Raw genomic sequence first — 18,946 nt, forward strand, 5'->3', positions numbered from 1 at the left:
ACCTTTATAATTTCAGGATGTTATCAAGCCTGACTTTTCAAACACTCTCTGAAACACACCATGAACAGCAACAAGGTCTTTGGCGGGGTGGTTTTCAAAAGCACCAAAGACCATCGCAGGATTTTGAGAAAAAGCGATACCTGACAACTTTGATTATCCCGATCCTGAGCGAACGATCAATTTGCACCCATAGGGACATCCATATTGCACTTTTGGTCAAATCCCGGAGCCGATCCGACAGGCTGTTGGAGACTGCTGGATCGGGATTTTACACAAAAAATATTCCTTAAATTATGAAAATAACAGAATTTTTCAACAAAAAACAGAAATACATTTTCATAAGTTATGAATGATGTCCATTTGATCTCCCAACCCGACAGCCTGCGAACACAGCGCTGAGTCAGGCAGGATTTTATGAAAATCCTGCCTTAGCGCGCTTCGGACGCCTGTACCATCCCCTTGCGCACCAATCCGTCCACCGGGCGTCCCGCCAGCGACAGGGCAACGGCCTCTGCCATGCGGATGCCATCAATCCCCGCCGACAGGATACCGCCCGCATACCCCGCCCCCTCACCCGCCGGATAAAGGCCGCCGGTATTGACGCTTTGCCCATCCACACCCCGCAGGATACGCAAGGGGGAGGAAGTCCGTGTCTCCACCCCCGTCATGACGGCGTCGGCCATGGCGAATCCCTCCAGCTTACGTTCAAAGGCCGGCAACGCCTCACGCAGGGCGGCGACCACGAAATCCGGCAGGCAGGCGGCAAGGTCGGTTGGCGTGACGCCGGGGCGATAGGACGGCACGACATCGCCAAGCGAGGTGGAAGGGCGGCCGGCCAGAAAATCGCCCACCGTCTGCGCCGGGGCGAAATAACGCCCACCCCCTGCCAGGAACGCCTGACGTTCCCAGTGACGCTGGAACGCAATCCCGGCCAGAGGGCCGCCGGGATAATCCACATCCGGTGTGACACCCACCACAATTCCGGCATTTGCATTGCGTTCAGCGCGGGAATACTGGCTCATGCCATTGGTCACGACCTGTCCTTCCTCCGACGTGGCGGCGACAACCGTGCCGCCGGGGCACATGCAGAAGGAATAGACCGCGCGCCCATTGGACGCATGATGCACCAGCCGGTAATCCGCCGCCCCGACCACCGGGTCCGGCGTGCGGGTGCCATATCGCGCGACATCAATGACTGATTGCGGGTGTTCGATACGCACGCCGATGGAAAAGGGCTTTGCCACCATTTCCACCCCGCTGGCGTGCAGGCGGGCGAACGTGTCGCGCGCACTGTGCCCGATGGCAAGGATGACATGCGTGGCCGCAATGACCTGCCCATCCCCCAGCCGCACCCCCGTGACGTGGCGCGCGCCATCCGCCGCCACGTCGATCAGCAGTTCATCCACATGCGCGTCAAAGCGGTATTCCCCGCCAAGCGCCTCGATCTGGGCGCGGATATGTTCCACCATGGAGACAAGGCGGAACGTGCCGACATGCGGGTGGGAGATATAGAGGATTTCCTCCGGCGCGCCAGCGCGCACGAACTCTTCCAGCACCTTGCGGCCATAATGGCGTGGATCGCTGACCTGGCTGTAAAGCTTGCCGTCGGAAAACGTCCCTGCCCCGCCTTCGCCGAACTGCACGTTGCTTTCGGGATTGAGGACGGATTTGCGCCACAACGCAAACGTATCGACGGTGCGTTCGCGCACCACCTTGCCACGTTCGACAATGATGGGCCGCAACCCCATCTGCGCCAGAACCAGTGCCGCCATCAGCCCGCATGGCCCCGCACCGACCACGACCGGACGGCTGTAACCCGGACGCGTGGCGAGGCGTGCGCCATCATAAATGCACATGCGGTAGCGGGTGTCGGGCGCCACAACCACATTGCGGTCCTGCGCATGCGCCGCCAGCACCACATCCGCGTCACGCACCCGGCAGTCGATGGTATAGACCATCACCACCCGCCCCCGCCTGCGCGCATCATGGCCACGACGGAATATCTCGAACCCCTCCAGCGCATCAGGGGCGATATCCAGGCGTTCCACAATGGCCTGTTCCAGCGCCGCGCGGTCATGACCAAGGGGAAGGCGCAGTTCGGTAAGTCTGATCATCGGGAAAGGGTCCATCGACACGATGATGCTCCGGCAGGGGGTATGACATGAATGGGCATGTGATCTGCAATCACCCATTGCCCGTGTGCGGCGCGCCTGCCATATCATGCCGACCCGGATGGGGCGAGGGCGGCATGTCGCATTAATGCGGGTGCCCCATGCGCGCCGCATGTCCCCAGCCGCTGAAAGTTCGCGTTCCATGGCGCAGCATCGCCGGGACACAGACCGAGGAAAGAGCGCGCCAATGGGCGACGAGCATCACGACGAATCCTGTCATGGTCATGGGCATGATCATTCCCCCCATCATGATGACGGTCATGGGCACAGCCATGACCATGATGAGGAGGATGGACATGCGGGCCATGACCATGCCCACGGCGCGTTCGGCCATCACCACGCCCATGCCCCGGCCTCGTATGGCAGGGCCTTTGCCTTCGGGATCGCGCTGAACCTGATTTACGTCATCGCAGAGGCCACATGGGGCGTCGCGTCGCATGCGCTCGCGCTGCTTGCCGATGCGGGGCATAACCTGTCCGATGTCCTGGCGCTTGGGGCCGCATGGCTGGCGGAAATCCTGTCACGGCGTTCCCCCACCGCCAATTTCACTTATGGCCTGCGCCGCTCCTCCATCCTTGCGGCGCTGGGCAATGCGGTCGCCCTCCTGCTGGTGACGGGGGGGATCATCTGGGAATCCGTGCTGCGCCTTGCCCATCCGCATCCGGTTGCGGGCATGACGGTCATGGTCGTCGCCGCCATCGGCATTGCCGTCAACGGGGTGACGGCAATGCTGTTCGCCAGCGGGGGCAAAGGGGACCTGAACCTGCGGGGCGCGTTCCTTCATATGGCATCCGATGCGCTGATGTCGCTGGCGGTGGTGGTGTCGGGCGGCATCATCGTCATGACGGGATGGCTGTGGATGGACCCGGTGGTCAGCCTGCTGGTCTCCATCTCCATCGTGGCGGGGACGTGGTCGCTGCTGCGGGATTCGCTGGATATGGCGCTCGACCGGGTGCCACGTTCGGTTGATCGCATGCAGGTGGAAGAGTATCTGCGCACCCTGCCTGATATCGTGGACCTGCATGACCTGCATATCTGGCCCATCAGCACGACTGAAACCGCGCTTACGGTTCATCTTGTCCGCGATGAACATGCCCCCGCGATGAACAGCCGTACGCTGCATGATATCGCCCGCGAACTCAAGGCGCGCTTCAGGATCGTCCATCCCACGTTACAGATGGAAACCCGCCATGATGCAACGCTGTGCATGCTTGCGGCGGCGCATAGCGTATGATCAGCACATCCCCAGACACGGCGATGCCGACCACAGCCCCCGGTTCCGGTTCCAGTTCTGGTTCCAGTTCTGGGGCATCACGCAACCTGATCGCCTGGGTGACGCTGGCGGTCAGCATCCTTGCGCTGGCGATGAAATACATGGCGTGGCGCGCAACCGGCAGTGTCGCGCTATATTCCGACACGCTGGAGACGATCATCAATGTCGTTGCCGCCGTGGCGGGGCTGTGGGCGCTGCATGTCGCAAGCCTGCCGCCGGACGAAAACCACACCTATGGCCATTACAAGGCCGAATACCTGTCCGCCGTGGCCGAAGGGGTACTGGTGGTCATGACCGCCATAACCATCGGGCATGAGGCATGGAAGGGATGGTTCGACCCCCACCTGCCGACCAATTCCATGATCGGCGTAATCTTCAATGGCGGGGCGGGTATTCTCAACCTCGTATGGGGGGCGGTCATGATGGCGGCAGGGCGACGCCACCAGTCGCCCACCCTGATCGCGGGGGCACAGCATGTGCTGTCCGACGTATGGGCGTCAGCCGCGCTGGTGGCGGGCTTTGTGCTGATCCCGCTGACGGGATGGGACAGGCTGGACAGCATCCTTGCCGGGCTGATCGCGCTTAATGTGCTGCGCACCGGGTGGGACATGATGCGCACCTCCATCTCCGGCCTGATGGACGCGGCACCCGAACCGGCCACGCTGACGCAGATCCGCCGGATCATCTCCATCAACGCCACGGGCGCGATCGAGGCGCATGACATCCGCGCGCGTATCGTCGGCGCGATGACCTTCATCGAATTTCACCTCGTCGTTGCTGGCGACATGAGTGTGGAGGCCGCCCATCAGATCTGTGACCGTATCGAGGAGGCATTACGCCGGGAACTGGGCAGTGCGCTGATCAATATTCATGTTGAACCCGAACGCAAGGCCAAGCATAACGGCATCATTGTCCTGCCCTGATGACTGTTGCAACGGGGATGGCAGCCATGCAGTGGCACGGCGACATGATCCGGCAACCCTGTACCAACACACGGGTTTGGGGTCATTGTGGCGGTCATGCACGATGTCACCCCACCCCGAACGGCCCCTGCGCGCCACAACGCACCATCAGCACGGCGCACCCTGGAACGGTACGCCCGTCTGATAACGTTATCTCCATCTTTGCACAGCAGATACCGGTTCCGGTTCCACGTCATTACTGAAAGCCCTGTCCGGCTATGAAACCTGACCTTACCCCGGCCCGCAGGCGTCACCTGCGGCGTTCCGCACGGATCACCACGGAACAGTGGCGGCGCAAGCTTGCCTGCTGGACGGCGGCCATCGCCGTGGGAATCGTGGCGGTCGTCTTTGCCCTTGCGGCGGACAGGGCGGCGGCCATCCGCACGCACCTGATCGCATGGAACCCTTGGGTCATGCTGATTGTCACGCCAGGTGGGCTTGCCCTGTCATCATGGCTGACGCGGACATGGTTCCGTGGCGCACAGGGCAGCGGCATCCCGCAGACCATCGCGACACTGAACCTGACGAACTTCGCGGTGGTGGACCGGTTGCTGACGTTGCGGATCGCGTTTGGCAAGATCGCACTGACGACGCTGGGCCTTCTGGCCGGGGCGTCGATCGGGCGTGAGGGACCAACGGTGCAGGTGGGGGCGGCCATCATGCATACCTGCGGGCGCTGGCTGAACCTGTCCACCGTCAGCATGCGGCGGGGCCTGATCCTGGCGGGGGGGGCATCGGGCGTGGCTGCGGCCTTCAACACGCCGCTTGCCGGGATCGTCTTTGCCATTGAGGAATTGAGCCATTCTTTCGAACAGCGCACCAGTGGCACCATGCTGACGGGTGTGATCCTGTCTGGTGTCACCGCCATCGCGCTGGTCGGCAACTATACCTATTTCGGCCATACCGACGTCAGCGTGCCCATCGGCATCAGCTGGATCGCGGTGCTGACCTGCGGCATCCTTGGCGGCGTGGGCGGTGGCGTGTTTTCCGCCATCCTGATCCGTGCGACGGCGGGCCTTCCGGGTGCGCTGGGACGCTTTGCCAAAAGCCATCCCGTGGCGTTCGCCGCCACATGCGGCCTGATGCTGGCGATCCTTGGCATCGCATCGGACGGCATCACCTACGGCACGGGATATTATCAGGCGCATGCCATCATTGATGGACAGGCACATTACCCCGCATCGTTCTTCATCCTGAAATTCATCGCCACCATCATTTCCTACTGCTCCGGCATTCCGGGTGGGCTGTTCGCGCCATCATTGGCGATCGGGGCGGGGTTTGGTGGATGGGTGGCACAGTTCCTGCCCCACACCACGCCGGGTGCGGTCGTCCTGCTGGGGATGGTGGGATATTTTTCCGCCGTGGTACAGTCACCATTGACGGCGTCGGTCATCGTCATGGAAATGTGCGACAATCAGGAAGTCACGCTGGCCCTGCTGGCCACCGCATTCCTTGCCTATGGCGTCTCACGCATGATCTGCCACCATTCGCTATACAGTGCGCTGGCGGAATCATTCCTCGGCGGCGTGGCAAAGCAGCAACCGCCCGCCCCTCCGGCACCGGTTGCGCCAGAACAGGCAGCCCCCACGCGGTAAAGGCCAGATGCTCCTGGCAATGATTCCTAGAAAATCTTTGAAAGACATAGTGTTTTAAAAATACAGAAACCAGATTTCATGACGTCACCCTGGTTTCATGACGTCATCCCGGCACGCAGATGCGGCGGTAATAATCCAGCCATTGTTGCGTCACCGCCTCACGCGTGTAACGGGCACGGTACTGCGCATATCCCCCCGCCACGATCCGCGCACGCAGTGCCGGATCATCCAGTACGGCGCGCAGGGCATGCGTCAGGGCGGGTACGTCGTCAATCGGCACCAGCATGCCATTTTCCCCATCGCGGACATGCGCGCGCGGCCCGGCGCTGGCACAGGCGACAAGCGGCGCGCGCGCCGACCATGCATCAAGGATGACCGTCCCGAACGGTTCATAGCGTGACGGCAGCACACAGACCTCCGCCGCGGCAAGCAACGCGCCACGGTCCGTCCGCCAGCCAAGGAAACGCACACGCGACGCCACACCCAGCGTCGCAGCCAGATCCCCCAGCGCATCACGCAGCGGCCCGTCGCCTGCCATCCACAGGTAACAGTCCGGCAGGTCACGCAATGCGCGCAACAACGTCTCCAGCCCCTTTGCCTCATGCAGGCGCGACAGCGTCAGCAGCACGCGCGCATCATCGGGCGTCTTCAGGGACCGCCGCGATACCGGGGCAGCGTCCTCCACCGAGGGGAAGGTCGGGATATAGGCGACATGCTCGGCAGCAACCCCGCGCGCCTGCATCGAATCCGCCATGTCAGGTGTGCAGCCCACGAACCAGCGGCAGTGCGAAAACGCGCGCAGATCCTTGTAATTACCGAACCAGCCGATGACCTGCGCCAACCGCCCCGTATTGGGCGGCGTCAGTTCGGCCGCACGGCGCAGCCAGCAATGCACGATATCCGGCCGATAGCGCGCGATTTCACGCCCCACGCGCCGGCGTTGCATCATCGCAAGGGGCACATTCAGGGGATCGGTGATGACATCCACCCCCGCCGCGCGCAGTTCCGCAGCCCGCGGCGCATCCGGGCGCATCACCACGCATTGTGACAGTCCCGCATGCTGCAGGCTGAGGATCACATCGGTGGAATAAAGTTCCGCCCCGCCATTTCCCCGCCCCGCCATGATATGCAGGACGCGCACAGGGGGCACATCCAACCCGGACATGCCGCCCGCGTGCGATCCCGTGCTCAACGCGCGGACAGGTCCACGATGGCGATGCGTCCTTCCTCTGTCCCGAAAGCAAGGGCGCAGCCATCCTCGCTGAAGGTCAGGGCGGATACCGGCCCGCCCCCCGCCGTGCAAACCGGCAGGATCTTTTGCGCAGCACTGTCGGCAATCAGCACCGTGCCGTCGGCAAAACCCGCCGCCACGATGTCATGGACGGGATGGGTCGCAACACGGGTACAGGGTACGCCCGGCACCCCGCCAAGTTCCGCGGGCGCCTTGCCCATCGGCCCACCGCCAAAGAACGGCCACATCACCACGACATCCGCGCCACTGGTGACGAGCCATTTTCCATTGCGGGTAAAGGCCATCGACTGCACCTTGGAGGGGTAGCCGCTCATGCGCATGTTGTGCCCGTCCGACAGCCGCCAGCCATGCAGTTCGGATTCCTGCATCGACGTCACCAGCGCCTCGCCCTCTGGATGGATGGCGATGCCGATATGGCTGCCCTTCCATTCCAGCAGCCGCGGCGTGTCCACCCTGGCCTGCACGAACCACATCGTCGCACCATTGTAATGCGACGCGGCGATACGTTTGCCTTTGGCGTCGAACGCAATGCCGCTGACGGTGGAGGGATGTTCCAGCGTCTTGAGCGTATTCGCCCCCGACGCATCACGCAGTTCCACATTCTTGCCCGCGGCAAAGGCGATTACGCCGCCCTTCGCCGCATCCCTGGGGTTGGTCCAGGTCGTGACATGTTCAATCCAGCGGCGCCCCTTGACCAGGTCACTGACGGACCCATCGGCGGCCACGCGGCGCAGGGCGTTGTCGTCCCCCCCCGTCAGGAACCCACCTGGCCCCGCATCGGGCGCGACCGACAGGATCGCACCATCATGGATGGTCATCACCTGCCACGCATCGGCCTGCCCCCAATCCGCACGCGGGGCGAGGACGATATCCCCCTCCCCCGTGACGAAGGCGACCTGCTGGCTGTCACGCGAAATGACGCAGCCGGTCACATGGGCCTGCAATGTACGGGTGGCGCCACGCCGTTGCAGAAGGGTTTCGGGCATGGTCGTGTTCATCTGCTCACTCATCTCGCACGGCAGCTTTCAAAACCACGACGCAGTTGCGGGCGGTTAAGGTTGCGCCCGATGAACACAAGGCGCGATTGCGGGGTCTCGTCCGTTTTCCACGGGCCGATGAATCCGCCATCAGCCATCATATGCACCGCCTGAAACGCAAAACGCTGGGGCTCGCCCCTGTAATTCAGGATGCCCTTGGCGCGCAGGATGTCCGCGCCCTGTTCTTGCAACAGCGCGCCGATCCATGCCTGGAACTTTGCCGCGTCAAGCGGTTCCTCAACCACGAAGGACATCGACGTTACGTCCTCCTCATGATGGTGTTCGGTCTCTTCCAGGAAATGCGGGGCCTGCTGCAATGCGCGTTGCAGGTCGAACCCGCCCTGATCGAGCACATCGCTCAGCGCGACATCGCCGCGCTGCGCACGATGCAGGCGCGCCACGCCGTTGATCGCACGGATACGCGATTCGATGCTGGCCAGCGCCACTTCGTCCACAAGGTCGGTCTTGTTGAGGATGATCACATCGGCAAAGGCGATCTGGTTCACCGCCTCTGTGCTGTCCTCAAGGGTCTGAAGCACGTTATAGGCATCCACAACGGTCACAACCGCATCAAGGCGCGTCTTGCCGCGCACATCCTCATCGACAAAGAAGGTCTGCGCAACGGGGGCGGGATCGGCCAGGCCGGTCGTCTCCACGATGATGCCGTCGAACCTGCCGCGCCGCTTCATCAGGTTGCCAAGGATACGGATCAGGTCACCCCGCACGGTGCAGCAGATGCACCCGTTATTCATTTCGAACACTTCCTCGTCCGCATCCACGACAAGGTCGTTATCCACACCCAGTTCGCCGAATTCATTAACCACAACCGCATATTTGCGGCCATGTTCGGCGGTCAGGATGTGATTGAGCAGCGTCGTCTTTCCCGCGCCCAGAAATCCGGTCAGGACCGTGACCGGCACAAGCCTGTCCGTATCCAGCGATGCCTGCGTGGCGTCCGACATGGTGTTACTCCATCACTCTCGAATTACGTTTCCTGCATATAGGCATACTGGTGCGCCTGTCACATACCCAGCCCCCATGCTGCCGACATGCGCGATGGTCATGTGCCCCGAACATGCGCCCACATCACACCCCTGCGCCGATACAGGCGGCGCGGACCTCGTGCCGGATGGCACGGGCATGGGGCAGGTCGAACCGGCGCGCCTGTTCGCGTCCCCGCGCCGACAGGGCCGCGCGCGCGGCGGGCGCACCCATCAGGCCCGACAGGGCGGCGGCCAGCCCCTCCACCGGCATTGGCGGCACCAGCAGGCCACCATCGCCCACCACCCGCGACAGCGCCCCATACGGCGCGGACACCAGCGCCGCCCCCGCCGCCATCGCCTCCAGCGCGCTGAGGCCAAAGGGCTCGGGCCAGCGTCCGGGCATGACCACGATCGCCGCCCGTCCCATCGCCGCCAATACATCGGCATGGGGGCGGTATCCCAACATCTTCACCCCTGCCGCCTTTGCCTGCGGCCGCAGTGCTGCGATGAAGGGGGTTTCAGGCGCCTGCGCAAAAAAACGGTCCGCGCCATACATCACCGCGCGCCAGCCGGGATGGGCCGCGCGGATGCTGGCCCATGCCTGCACGAACAGGTCCGCCCCCTTGTCCGCGACCACGCGCCCTGCGAACATCACCACCGCTTCACGCGCGGCGGCGGGCGTACAGGTTGCGGGCACGACGGTGCCATTGGGGGAAAACACGACGCGCGCGCCGCAATCGTCAGGCAGGCCGTCGAGGAAGCGCGCACGCAGCCAGTGTGATACGGCGGCGATACGCACCCGCCCCACCAATGCACGCCGTTGCGCGGGCGTGCGGGCAAAACGCATGCCCTGCGGATCGTTATGCAGCACCAGCAGGATGGGAACGCCGGGGAACCGGCGCGCGAGGAACAGGGCCATGTCGGGACGGTTATGCACCTCGATCAGGTCGGGTGCGGGTATGGTGCGACGGATCGCACGCGCCACCGCGCATGCATAACGCCACAGCGCCGTCCCCGGTGGCCACCATCCCATCACCGCCGGCACGAACCGGCCACCAGACAGCGGTGTGCCCGTAATGGGCATGCCCACGACCACATCATCCGTCCCGGCCATGGCCGTGACCTGCAACCCGATGGCGCCCACCGCGTCGGGGGAATATCCCTCCCGCCGGGGCAGTACTGTCACGACACGCATCACTCACTCCGCACCGGGTTTACCCCACACCGGGCGATACGACCCCTCAGGGGATGTCCTCGAACCTGGCGTTGCGCCATTCCTTCGGCTCCGCCAGCGCGGCCTGGTACCACTGATCCACCAGCGGATGCGCACGCACCGCGTTCATATAGGCCACTGATTCCGGCGAAGGGGTCACGCCATAGGACAGGAAGCGCGAGACGATGGGCGCATACATCGCATCAGCCAGTGTAAAATCAGCACCGAACAGGAACGCGCCGCCCTGCCCGAAATCCAGCCGTGCCTCGGTCCAGATAGCGTCGATACGCGCGATGTCCGCATCGATGTCGTCATTCGTGCCGCCCGCCAGCGGACGGGCATGACGCCCGACATTCATCGGCATCGCCGCGCGCACCGCACGGAAACCGGCATGCATCTCTGCCGCGATGGAGCGTGCAAAGGCGCGCGCACGCGGCGCGACCGGCCAGAGGGCTGGCGCCTGATCGGCACAATATTCACAGATCGCGATGCTTTCCCACACCGCACTTCCCCGATGTTCCAGATAAGGCACCTTGCCATTGGGGGAAATGGTCCTGATGGCCGACGTGTTGCCATCGTTGGAAAGCGGGATCACCACCTCCTCCACATCCAGCGCTGCCAGCCTGACGGCAAGCCAGCCGCGCAAGGACCAGGAGGAGTAACGCCGCGTCCCGATGACCAATCTTCCCTCTGCCATGTCTTCGTCCTTTCGTGGCCTTCAGGCGGCGCTGTCGTGCCGGCGGATGAACCCACCGCCCAGCACCCGTGTCCCGTCATACATCACACAGGCCTGTCCCGGTGCGGGCACCGCCGCCTCGTCAAGGAGGACCGATGCCCCGTCTTCCGTGCGGCGGACCGTGGCGGGGCGCACCGCCTCACGCGCGCGGATCTGCACACTGCAGCGCAGGCCCTGAGCAGGCGGTTCCACCAGCCAGTTCATGTTCCGCAACCGCAGTTCGCGCGTCACACCCTGCGTGCGCGGGCCGATCACCACACGCCTGCGGCCGGGTTCGATCCCCACCACCATCTGGCGTTCGCCCCCCTGCATTGTCGCATCACCCAGGCGGCGGCTCTGCCCCACGGTATACCGCGCAACCCCTTCATGCGTGCCCACGACATTGCCGGAAAGGTCCACGATCTCCCCCGCGCCACTGGTCTGCGGGCGCAGTTTCTCCACCAGCCTGGCATAGGAACCATCGGGAATGAAACACAGGTCCTGGCTGTCGGGCTTGCCCGCCACCGCCAGACCGAAACGTTCGGCCTCTGCCCGCACGGCGTCCTTGTCCGGCATATCGCCAAGCGGGAAACGCAGGAAGCCAAGCTGCTGCAACGTGGTGGCAAACAGGAACCATGACTGGTCACGCCCGGCATCCACCGGACGGTGCAGTTCCACACCCTGCGGCCCCTCGATGCGGCGGACGTAATGGCCGGTGGCCATCGCATCGACGCCAAGGTCACGCGCCATGCCCAGAAGGTCGGTGAATTTCACCCCCTGGTTACAGGCGACACAGGGGACTGGCGTTTCCCCTTCGGCATAGGCGTCGGCGAATGTCTCGATCACGCTGTCGCGGAAGCGCCGTTCGGCGTCGATGACGTAATGCGCGATGCCAAGGCGATCGGCCACGCGACGTGCATCATGGATGTCACGTCCCGCACAGCACGCGCCCTTGCGCGCGCTTTCGCGCGAATCATACAGTTGCAGGGTCGCCCCCACCACCTCATGCCCTTCTTCGACAAGACGGGCGGCGACAACCGAACTGTCCACCCCACCGGACATGGCGACCAGGATACGCATGGGTCCGTTATACTTTCACACGAATTGAGGACAACCGGGCCATCCTGCCTATCGAAGGCACAGGCCCGGCGTCAAAGGAATTATCGGGCCACCCGCCACGAACATGCCCGTCCGGCACGCGCGCATCCGGCACATGCCCCGCCCGGGACATCCGCGTTCAGGATGCACGCGGCAGGCGCACCACAAGCCCGTCCAGCGCCTCGGTCATGACGATCTGGCAGCCAAGGCGCGATGTCTTTTCCAACCCGAAGGCAAGGTCGAGCATGTCTTCCTCATCCTCGGTCGGGGGCGTCAGCTTTTCCGCCCACTGCGGATCGACAACCACATGGCACGTCGCACAGGCCAGCGACCCTTCGCACGCACCCTCAAGGTCCACCCCGTTCTTGTGCGCGATTTCCAGCACCGACAGCCCAAGCGGGGCCGCGACCTCGCGCCGGGTGCCATCACGTTCGACAAAAACAATATGCGCCATCATTCCATCCTGAACACAGTTCCACGCCCGGACATCCATGCCGGGCCATTCCTATCCCCGCGCTATGCGCCCCCGGCCGCGGCACGGCACAGGATCTGCGCCGCACGATCCATATCGGCGCGTGAGGTATAGCGTCCGACCGCCAGACGCAAGCTTCGCGCCGCCTGCGCCGCATCCAGCCCCATTGCCGTCAGCACATAAGACGGCACCACCTCGGCCGAGGAACAGGCCGACCCCGTGGACACACACAGTTCGGGCGCACGCGCCATGATATCAAGGGCCGTCGCGTCTGCGAAACGCAGGTTCAGGTTGGTCGGCAGGCGATGTTCCATGTCACCATTGACCTCCACCCCCGGACATCCGGCACGCAGCAGGTGCAGCAGATGGTCACGCAGCATCCGCCCGCGCGCGGCATCACCGGCCATTTCACGCATCGCGATGTCGCACGCCGCCCCGAAACCGATCAGCAGCGGCGCGGGCAGCGTCCCCGAGCGCAGGCCGCGTTCCTGCCCCCCGCCCGAAAACAGCGCGGCCAGCCGCACGCGCGGCCTGCGCCGTACGAACAGCGCGCCCACCCCCTTTGGCCCGTACATCTTGTGCGCGGAAACCGAGGCAAGGTCGAGGTCCAGCGCGCGCACATCCACCGCGACCTTGCCCACCGCCTGTGCAAGGTCGCTGTGCAGCAGCGCACCCGCACGGCGCACCAGCGGGGCAAGCCCGGCCATGTCATGCATCACGCCGGTTTCATTGTTCGCCATCATGATGCTGACCAGCAGGGTCGGCACCTCCAGCGCACGGTGCAGCACATCGGGGTCCAGCCGCCCGTCCGCCCCGACCGGCACGATAACGGGTTCGCACCCTTCGGCCCGGAGATCACGGACGGATTCCAGCACGCATTTATGTTCCGTGGCCACCGTGATGACCCGCCGTCGCGCCGTGCCGGTGGACAGCAGGTGACGCACCGCCCCCTTGATGGCAAGGTTGTTGGCCTCCGTTGCACCGGACGTGAACACAACCTCACGCGCCTGCGCACCCAGCAGGGCGGCGACACGGGCGCGGGCGATTTCCACGGCGTCATGCACTCGCCGCCCCGCCGCGTGATCCACACTGTGGGGATTGGCGAAATGCGTGGTGAACCATGGCAGCATTTCATCGACCACGCGCGGATCGCACGGCGTCGTCGCCTGATAATCGAGGTAGATTTCCCCATCTGGCGTCTGGGCGCCCGGACGTGCCATATCCAGCATTGTCATCATAACTCCGCCACATAACTCCGCCACGTGTGGGTCGATCCCCACCATGCCAGGACAATGTTCCCGCACGGCACCATGCCGGGCTGGCGCAAGGACGTTCCTGATGAAGCTTTTTCAAAAACCTTCAAAGAGCATCGCTTTTTTTCACAAAAAGGCAGCAGCCGGAACCCTGTCGTCACCGCGCCATTGTAAAGCGCGCCCTCACGTTGTCCACGTCAAACCGCCGCGCGCAGGGGCAGGCGGGCGGCCATGTCGGCATATGCGGCCATGAACGCCCCCACCTGCGCATCTGTCACCGACCATGGCAGGGAGACGCGAATCGCACATTCCGCCTGATCCAGTAGCCCCATCGCGACCAGCACATGCGAACGCGCGACCTTTCCCGACGAACATGCCGCCCCGGCGGAGACGCAAAACCCCGCCATGTCGAGTGCGATCAACTGCGTCTGCGCACGCCGGTGTGGCAGGACAAGGCAGGTGGTGTGCGCCAGTCGTGGCGCATCCGCCGAACAGACCACCGCGCCACAGTCACGCGCCACACGGTCAATGTCGTCGCGCAACCGCGCAAGGCGCGCCCGGTGCGTGGGATCGGCCAGGTCACGCGTCGCGGCCGACAGGGCGGCGGCCATACCGGCGATAGCCGGCAGCGCGGGCGTACCACCGCGCCGCCCCTGTTCCTGCCCCCCACCCGCCAGCATGGGCGACAGGGCGACGAACCCCGCCCCCGCCAGCAAGAGCGCGCCGGTGCCCTTCGGCCCGCCGAATTTATGCCCCGACACCGCCACGCTATCCGCGCCAAGCACGCGCAGGTCCACCGCCATGCGTCCGGCCGCCTGCACCGCATCGACATGCAGACGCGCGCCATGTGCGCGACACAGGCGCGCGACCTCGGCAATCGGCTGGATCACACCCGTCTCGTTATTGGCCAGCATCACGCAGACCAGCGCCTCCCCCGGCTGTGCCAGCAGGGCCGCCAGCGTGTCGAGGCGGATCACACCCTGCGCGTCGATGGGAATGGCCTGCCCGCCATGCGCCTGCGCGGCCATGCGCACGGCGTCATGTTCGCTTGCGCCATACAGGATGCGCCGCCCGCGCCCCAACGCATCAACCGCCAGGACATTGGCCTCCGTCCCGCCGGATGTCATGACACAGTTTTCCGCCGTCACACCGAACGTGGCGGCAATTTCTTCCCGCGCGGACTCCATGACGGCACGCGCGGCGCGACCTGACCGATGGACCGACGCGGGGTTGCCACACACCATCGCCGCCGCCGTCATCGCATCGAGCGCCTCGGGGCGAAGTGGCTCCGACGCATTGGCGTCCAGATAGAAAAAATCCCCGCCGGCACCGTTCATTTCAATCCCCGATCCTTCTGTGCCCGCCAATACCACGGCATTACTTCGTGGCCCATGTTTACGATTTATGTGGCAATTTGTGAATTGGCCTCGCTATAAGCTGCGCATCCCACACGTGTGATGAGGCCCGGCGGGAGCCGGGCAACGGCAAGCCCCCGCCCCATCACGCAGCAACACATGGCGGAGCGCAGACCATGAGGCAGCATAAGGACAGGCCGGCACACGCAACGCCATACCCCGACATGCCTGCCACAGACGCAACGCTTACCCGACAAACTAACATTTTTAATCCCTAGGCCACGTCAGCATTATCAGGCCCAATCGGTATATGTCCGGTCCGCGCACACTCAGTCCCGGTATCCGGGCATCACGGCATCCGGGGCCGTGGGGTGCAGACATATGTTTTGGGTTTACCGGCGCCGCAACATGGCCGCCATCGGGTCGCTACGGCGCCACCGGGGCCAGCATTGCTGCCGCCGGGCCACTTGATCAGTCGCCAGTCCGGTGCGGGGCATCGCCATCGGACAGGCAACAATGACAACCGCCCCGCCGCCATGCCATCAGGCAGCCGGGCAACCATATGCGGGATATATATGCCTGAGGTCATGTTCGCCGGCCCTGACGGCCGCCTGGAAGGACGCTACCATCACTCAAGCGAGCCGAACGCGCCGCTTGCACTGGTTCTTCATCCGCACCCGCTGCATGGCGGCACCATGAACAACCGCATCACCTATGCGATGTATCGCGAATTCGAAAAGATGGGCTTTTCGGTCATGCGCTACAACTCGCGCGGGGTCGGGCGCTCCCAGGGGCGCTATGACGGTGGCATCGGGGAAATTTCGGACGCGGCCGCCGCACTCGACTGGATGCAGATGGTCAACCCCAATGCACGCGGCCTGTGGATCGCGGGATATTCCTTTGGTGCGTTCGTGGGCATGCAACTGTTGATGCGCCGCCCCGAAATCACCGGCTGGATCAGCGTGGCGCCCCCCGCCAACCATTATGATTTCGGCTTCCTCGCCCCCTGTCCATGCGGTGGCCTGATGATCGCGGGCGATGCCGACGAACTGGTGCCCGAACCCGCCGTGCATAAACTGGTGGACAAGCTCAACACCCAAAAGGGTGTCGAGGTGGACTACCGCATCTTCAAGGGCGCGGACCACATCTTCGCCTCCCACGCGGATGAAGTCGCCGCTGCGCTTGAAGACCATGTCAGCACTGTGATGAACCGCCGCGCGCTGGCCCTCGCCGCCGACTGACGCACGGGCGACGCCTGACGACACGATACCGGGCATACGCGACGCCGCCGTCGCGCAGCGCCCGCTGTCGCAGGGTGCGGGGTCATATCGTGCCCTATGGTATTGCACCCCGTCGCACACCCTCCTGTCACAGGGCCGGCCGGCATGTTGTCGCGCCATGTCTCCTCCCGCGCTTCTGACTGTCCGGTTACGTGACCGGACAGAGGCCCGGTCCCGCCAACGCATTGGTTGGCGGATGGTTTCTTCGCATGGCGCGATCATGCTAGACCCCTTGTCGCATCGCCACCCCAGGGTGGACCCGTGACAACCCGCAGATACAGTAGAGACCATGCCCAAAAGCGAATTCCTCCGCGAGGCCGAGGCACGTGGCTTCATCTTCCAGTGCACCGATATGGAGGCGCTCGACGCCGCCATGCAGGCGAGGCCGGTTTCGGGCTATATCGGGTTTGATCCCACGGCGGACAGCCTGCATGTCGGCAGCCTGATCCAGATCATGATGCTGCGTCTGCTGCAAAAACACGGCCACCGGCCTGTCGCGCTGGTGGGCGGGGGCACGGCGAAGATCGGCGATCCCTCCTTCCGCGAGGAAGCACGCCAGTTGATGACGGCCGAGACGATTGCACAGAACCTGCGCGGGATTGAGGGATGCCTTCGGCAGTTCCTGTCATTCGATGACAAGTCCAGCGCGAAAGACAAGTCCGGCGCGATCCTGGCGAATAACGCCGACTGGCTGGACCGGCTGTCCTATATCGACCTGCTGCGTGATGTGGGTGTCCATTTCTCGATCAACCGGATGCTGTCGTTCGATTCGGTACGCAGCCGGCTGGAACGCGAACAGGGCCTGACCTTTCTGGAGTTCAATTACTCCATATTGCAATCCTATGATTTCCGCGAACTCAACGCCCGCCATGGCGTCACATTGCAGATGGGCGGATCGGACCAGTGGGGGAACATCGTATCGGGCATCGACCTGGTGCGGCGCATGAACCAGCAGCAGGTGTTCGGCCTGACGACGCCGCTGCTGACCACCAGTTCGGGGACCAAGATGGGCAAGTCCGCGCGCGGCGCGGTCTGGCTGTCGGCGGCACGCCTGCCGGTCTTTGAATACTGGCAGTTCTGGCGCAATACCGAAGATGCCGATGTGGGGCGTTTCCTGCGCCTGTTTACCGACCTGCCGGTTGAGGAATGCGACCGTCTGGCCGCCCTGCCCGGTGCGGGCATCAACGAGGCGAAGAAGGTCCTGGCAACCGAGGCCACCGCCCTGTGCCATGGCCGCGCGGCAGCCGAACAGGCCGCCGAGGCCGCCCGCCGCACGTTTGAGGAAGGTGCGCTGAGCGCGGAAGCCCTGCCCTCCATCAGCATCGCCGCCGCCACCCTGCATGAAGGTATCCCGGCATTCCGCCTGTTTGCCGACAGTGGCCTTGTCGCCAGCAATGGGGAGGCACGCCGCCTGATCCGTGGGGGTGGCGCACGCCTTAATGACGAGGTGGTGACGGATGAGGGACGCATGATCGGCGAAGGCGACCTGCATGACGGGGTTATCAAGCTGTCATCCGGCAAGAAGAAGCACATTCTGGTGCGCCCGGCCTGAAGCACACCCCGGTCATGACGGTGCGCGCGCCCTCGCGTCGCAGGCAGGCGGCGGCCCCACCGGCGGAACAGGCGGACCTGTTCGCGCCACCGCCGCCATCACGGGAGACGCCAGCAGGCACGGCCCAATGTGATACGACCCACCCTGATACGGCCCAGTCTGTCACGCCCCTGTCCACCACACTACCTGATGTCGCAGAGGATCTGTGGGCGCGACTGTCGCGCTCGCGCTTTCGCACACGTTTTCATCTCGACACAAGGGATCAGGCCTATCTGCACCGGCAGGGGCTGCATAATGTATGCGAACATGCGGCTGAGTTCATTGCGACACGCCTGGCCCCTGCCCACCCGCATAAGGACGGGCGGCAGACCCCATGGCGGGGGCATCCGGTTTTCGTCGCACAGCATGCAACCGGCACCTGCTGTCGCGGCTGCATAGAGAAATGGCATGGGTTTGCGAAGGGGCGCGCCCTGGAACAGGCGCAGTGCGATTATATCCTCGCGGTAATCCGGGGATGGCTGCTACGCGAAGACCCGGATTCTACGGCGTGTCGTCAGTTATCCGCTCCCACTGCTCGCCAACGTAAGCCATAGCGCCGCATCGATTGTTCTCCTCCAAAGCCGGAAAAACAGTCCATACAGAGCGCTAGAAAATACACCCCTCAGCCCAGAGACTGTTTGAACAATCAGGCTCGATAACATCCTGAAATTATAAAGGTTTTTGGTGAAGCTTTTT

General features: G+C 63.9%; 18 protein-coding genes. 8 read left to right on the forward strand and 10 right to left on the reverse strand.

Annotation, left to right across the window (positions count from 1 at the left end; all coding sequences use genetic code 11):
* Nucleotides 1-290 (forward strand): hypothetical protein (locus B7G66_RS18475; protein WP_206778202.1); only part of this gene is annotated, 290 nt, incomplete at its 5' end.
* Between the two features lie 138 nt (nucleotides 291-428).
* On the opposite strand, the gene B7G66_RS14020 is transcribed toward B7G66_RS18475, so the two are convergent.
* On the reverse strand, nucleotides 429-2,114 hold the full coding sequence (locus tag B7G66_RS14020) for an NAD(P)/FAD-dependent oxidoreductase (protein WP_040511478.1): 1,686 nt from the start codon (nucleotides 2,112-2,114) through the stop codon (nucleotides 429-431).
* A 244-nt stretch (nucleotides 2,115-2,358) separates the two neighbouring features.
* Between B7G66_RS14020 and B7G66_RS14025 the strand changes: the two genes are divergently transcribed.
* The 3 genes from B7G66_RS14025 to B7G66_RS14035 all read left to right on the forward strand — a co-directional run bounded on the left by B7G66_RS14025 (nucleotide 2,359) and on the right by B7G66_RS14035 (nucleotide 6,001).
* A complete protein-coding gene (locus B7G66_RS14025) occupies nucleotides 2,359-3,405 on the forward strand; it encodes a cation diffusion facilitator family transporter (protein ID WP_003617841.1) in 1,047 nt (348 codons plus the stop codon).
* Nucleotides 3,406-3,428: 23 nt separating this feature from the next.
* The gene (locus B7G66_RS14030) at nucleotides 3,429-4,367 is read left to right on the forward strand and encodes a cation diffusion facilitator family transporter (protein ID WP_048859302.1); all 939 of its coding nucleotides are present in this window, start codon (nucleotides 3,429-3,431) and stop codon (nucleotides 4,365-4,367) included.
* Between the two features lie 257 nt (nucleotides 4,368-4,624).
* Nucleotides 4,625-6,001 carry a chloride channel protein gene (locus B7G66_RS14035; protein ID WP_003617838.1) on the forward strand — a complete coding sequence of 459 codons (1,377 nt, stop codon included), beginning with the start codon at nucleotides 4,625-4,627 and terminating at the stop codon, nucleotides 5,999-6,001.
* 103 nt (nucleotides 6,002-6,104) lie between these two features.
* Here the strand turns inward: B7G66_RS14035 and B7G66_RS14040 are convergent, their stop codons facing one another.
* The 8 genes from B7G66_RS14040 to B7G66_RS14075 all read right to left on the reverse strand — a co-directional run bounded on the left by B7G66_RS14040 (nucleotide 6,105) and on the right by B7G66_RS14075 (nucleotide 14,000).
* The gene (locus B7G66_RS14040) at nucleotides 6,105-7,142 is read right to left on the reverse strand and encodes a glycosyltransferase (protein WP_080545497.1); all 1,038 of its coding nucleotides are present in this window, start codon (nucleotides 7,140-7,142) and stop codon (nucleotides 6,105-6,107) included.
* A gap of 47 nt (nucleotides 7,143-7,189) precedes the next feature.
* A complete protein-coding gene (locus B7G66_RS14045) occupies nucleotides 7,190-8,251 on the reverse strand; it encodes a WD40 repeat domain-containing protein (protein WP_003617836.1) in 1,062 nt (353 codons plus the stop codon).
* A gap of 8 nt (nucleotides 8,252-8,259) precedes the next feature.
* A complete protein-coding gene (locus B7G66_RS14050; RefSeq protein ID WP_003617835.1) occupies nucleotides 8,260-9,252 on the reverse strand; it encodes a CobW family GTP-binding protein in 993 nt (330 codons plus the stop codon).
* Between the two features lie 124 nt (nucleotides 9,253-9,376).
* The gene (locus B7G66_RS14055) at nucleotides 9,377-10,468 is read right to left on the reverse strand and encodes a glycosyltransferase family 4 protein (protein ID WP_003617834.1); all 1,092 of its coding nucleotides are present in this window, start codon (nucleotides 10,466-10,468) and stop codon (nucleotides 9,377-9,379) included.
* 46 nt (nucleotides 10,469-10,514) lie between these two features.
* Entirely contained in the window at nucleotides 10,515-11,183 is a 669-nt protein-coding gene (locus tag B7G66_RS14060; RefSeq protein ID WP_003617833.1) for a glutathione S-transferase family protein, read from the reverse strand.
* 21 nt (nucleotides 11,184-11,204) lie between these two features.
* Nucleotides 11,205-12,281: a tRNA 2-thiouridine(34) synthase MnmA gene (mnmA, locus tag B7G66_RS14065; RefSeq protein ID WP_003617832.1), complete on the reverse strand. Its 1,077-nt coding sequence runs from the start codon at nucleotides 12,279-12,281 to the stop codon at nucleotides 11,205-11,207.
* 157 nt (nucleotides 12,282-12,438) lie between these two features.
* Entirely contained in the window at nucleotides 12,439-12,753 is a 315-nt protein-coding gene (locus B7G66_RS14070; RefSeq protein WP_040511472.1) for a ferredoxin family 2Fe-2S iron-sulfur cluster binding protein, read from the reverse strand.
* Between the two features lie 62 nt (nucleotides 12,754-12,815).
* Nucleotides 12,816-14,000 (reverse strand): cysteine desulfurase family protein, encoded by a 1,185-nt coding sequence (locus B7G66_RS14075; RefSeq protein WP_003617830.1) that lies wholly within the window; start codon nucleotides 13,998-14,000, stop codon nucleotides 12,816-12,818.
* Nucleotides 14,001-14,063: 63 nt separating this feature from the next.
* On the opposite strand from B7G66_RS14075, the gene B7G66_RS19010 reads away from it, so the two are divergent.
* Nucleotides 14,064-14,198 (forward strand): hypothetical protein, encoded by a 135-nt coding sequence (locus B7G66_RS19010; RefSeq protein ID WP_003617829.1) that lies wholly within the window; start codon nucleotides 14,064-14,066, stop codon nucleotides 14,196-14,198.
* A 23-nt stretch (nucleotides 14,199-14,221) separates the two neighbouring features.
* Here B7G66_RS19010 and B7G66_RS14080 read toward each other — a convergent pair whose 3' ends face one another.
* Nucleotides 14,222-15,361, reverse strand: a complete 1,140-nt coding sequence (locus B7G66_RS14080; protein ID WP_003617828.1) for a cysteine desulfurase family protein — start codon at nucleotides 15,359-15,361, stop codon at nucleotides 14,222-14,224.
* Between the two features lie 593 nt (nucleotides 15,362-15,954).
* Between B7G66_RS14080 and B7G66_RS14085 the strand changes: the two genes are divergently transcribed.
* From B7G66_RS14085 to B7G66_RS14095, 3 genes are all read left to right on the forward strand, one after another.
* On the forward strand, nucleotides 15,955-16,620 hold the full coding sequence (locus tag B7G66_RS14085; RefSeq protein ID WP_003617827.1) for an alpha/beta hydrolase: 666 nt from the start codon (nucleotides 15,955-15,957) through the stop codon (nucleotides 16,618-16,620).
* A 328-nt stretch (nucleotides 16,621-16,948) separates the two neighbouring features.
* On the forward strand, nucleotides 16,949-18,211 hold the full coding sequence (tyrS, locus tag B7G66_RS14090; RefSeq protein ID WP_003617826.1) for a tyrosine--tRNA ligase: 1,263 nt from the start codon (nucleotides 16,949-16,951) through the stop codon (nucleotides 18,209-18,211).
* A 14-nt stretch (nucleotides 18,212-18,225) separates the two neighbouring features.
* Nucleotides 18,226-18,804: a DUF4186 domain-containing protein gene (locus tag B7G66_RS14095; protein WP_003617825.1), complete on the forward strand. Its 579-nt coding sequence runs from the start codon at nucleotides 18,226-18,228 to the stop codon at nucleotides 18,802-18,804.
* Nucleotides 18,805-18,946 lie beyond the last annotated feature (142 nt).

Source organism: Novacetimonas hansenii JCM 7643 (assembly GCF_000964405.1).
GTDB classification, from domain to species: domain Bacteria; phylum Pseudomonadota; class Alphaproteobacteria; order Acetobacterales; family Acetobacteraceae; genus Novacetimonas; species Novacetimonas hansenii.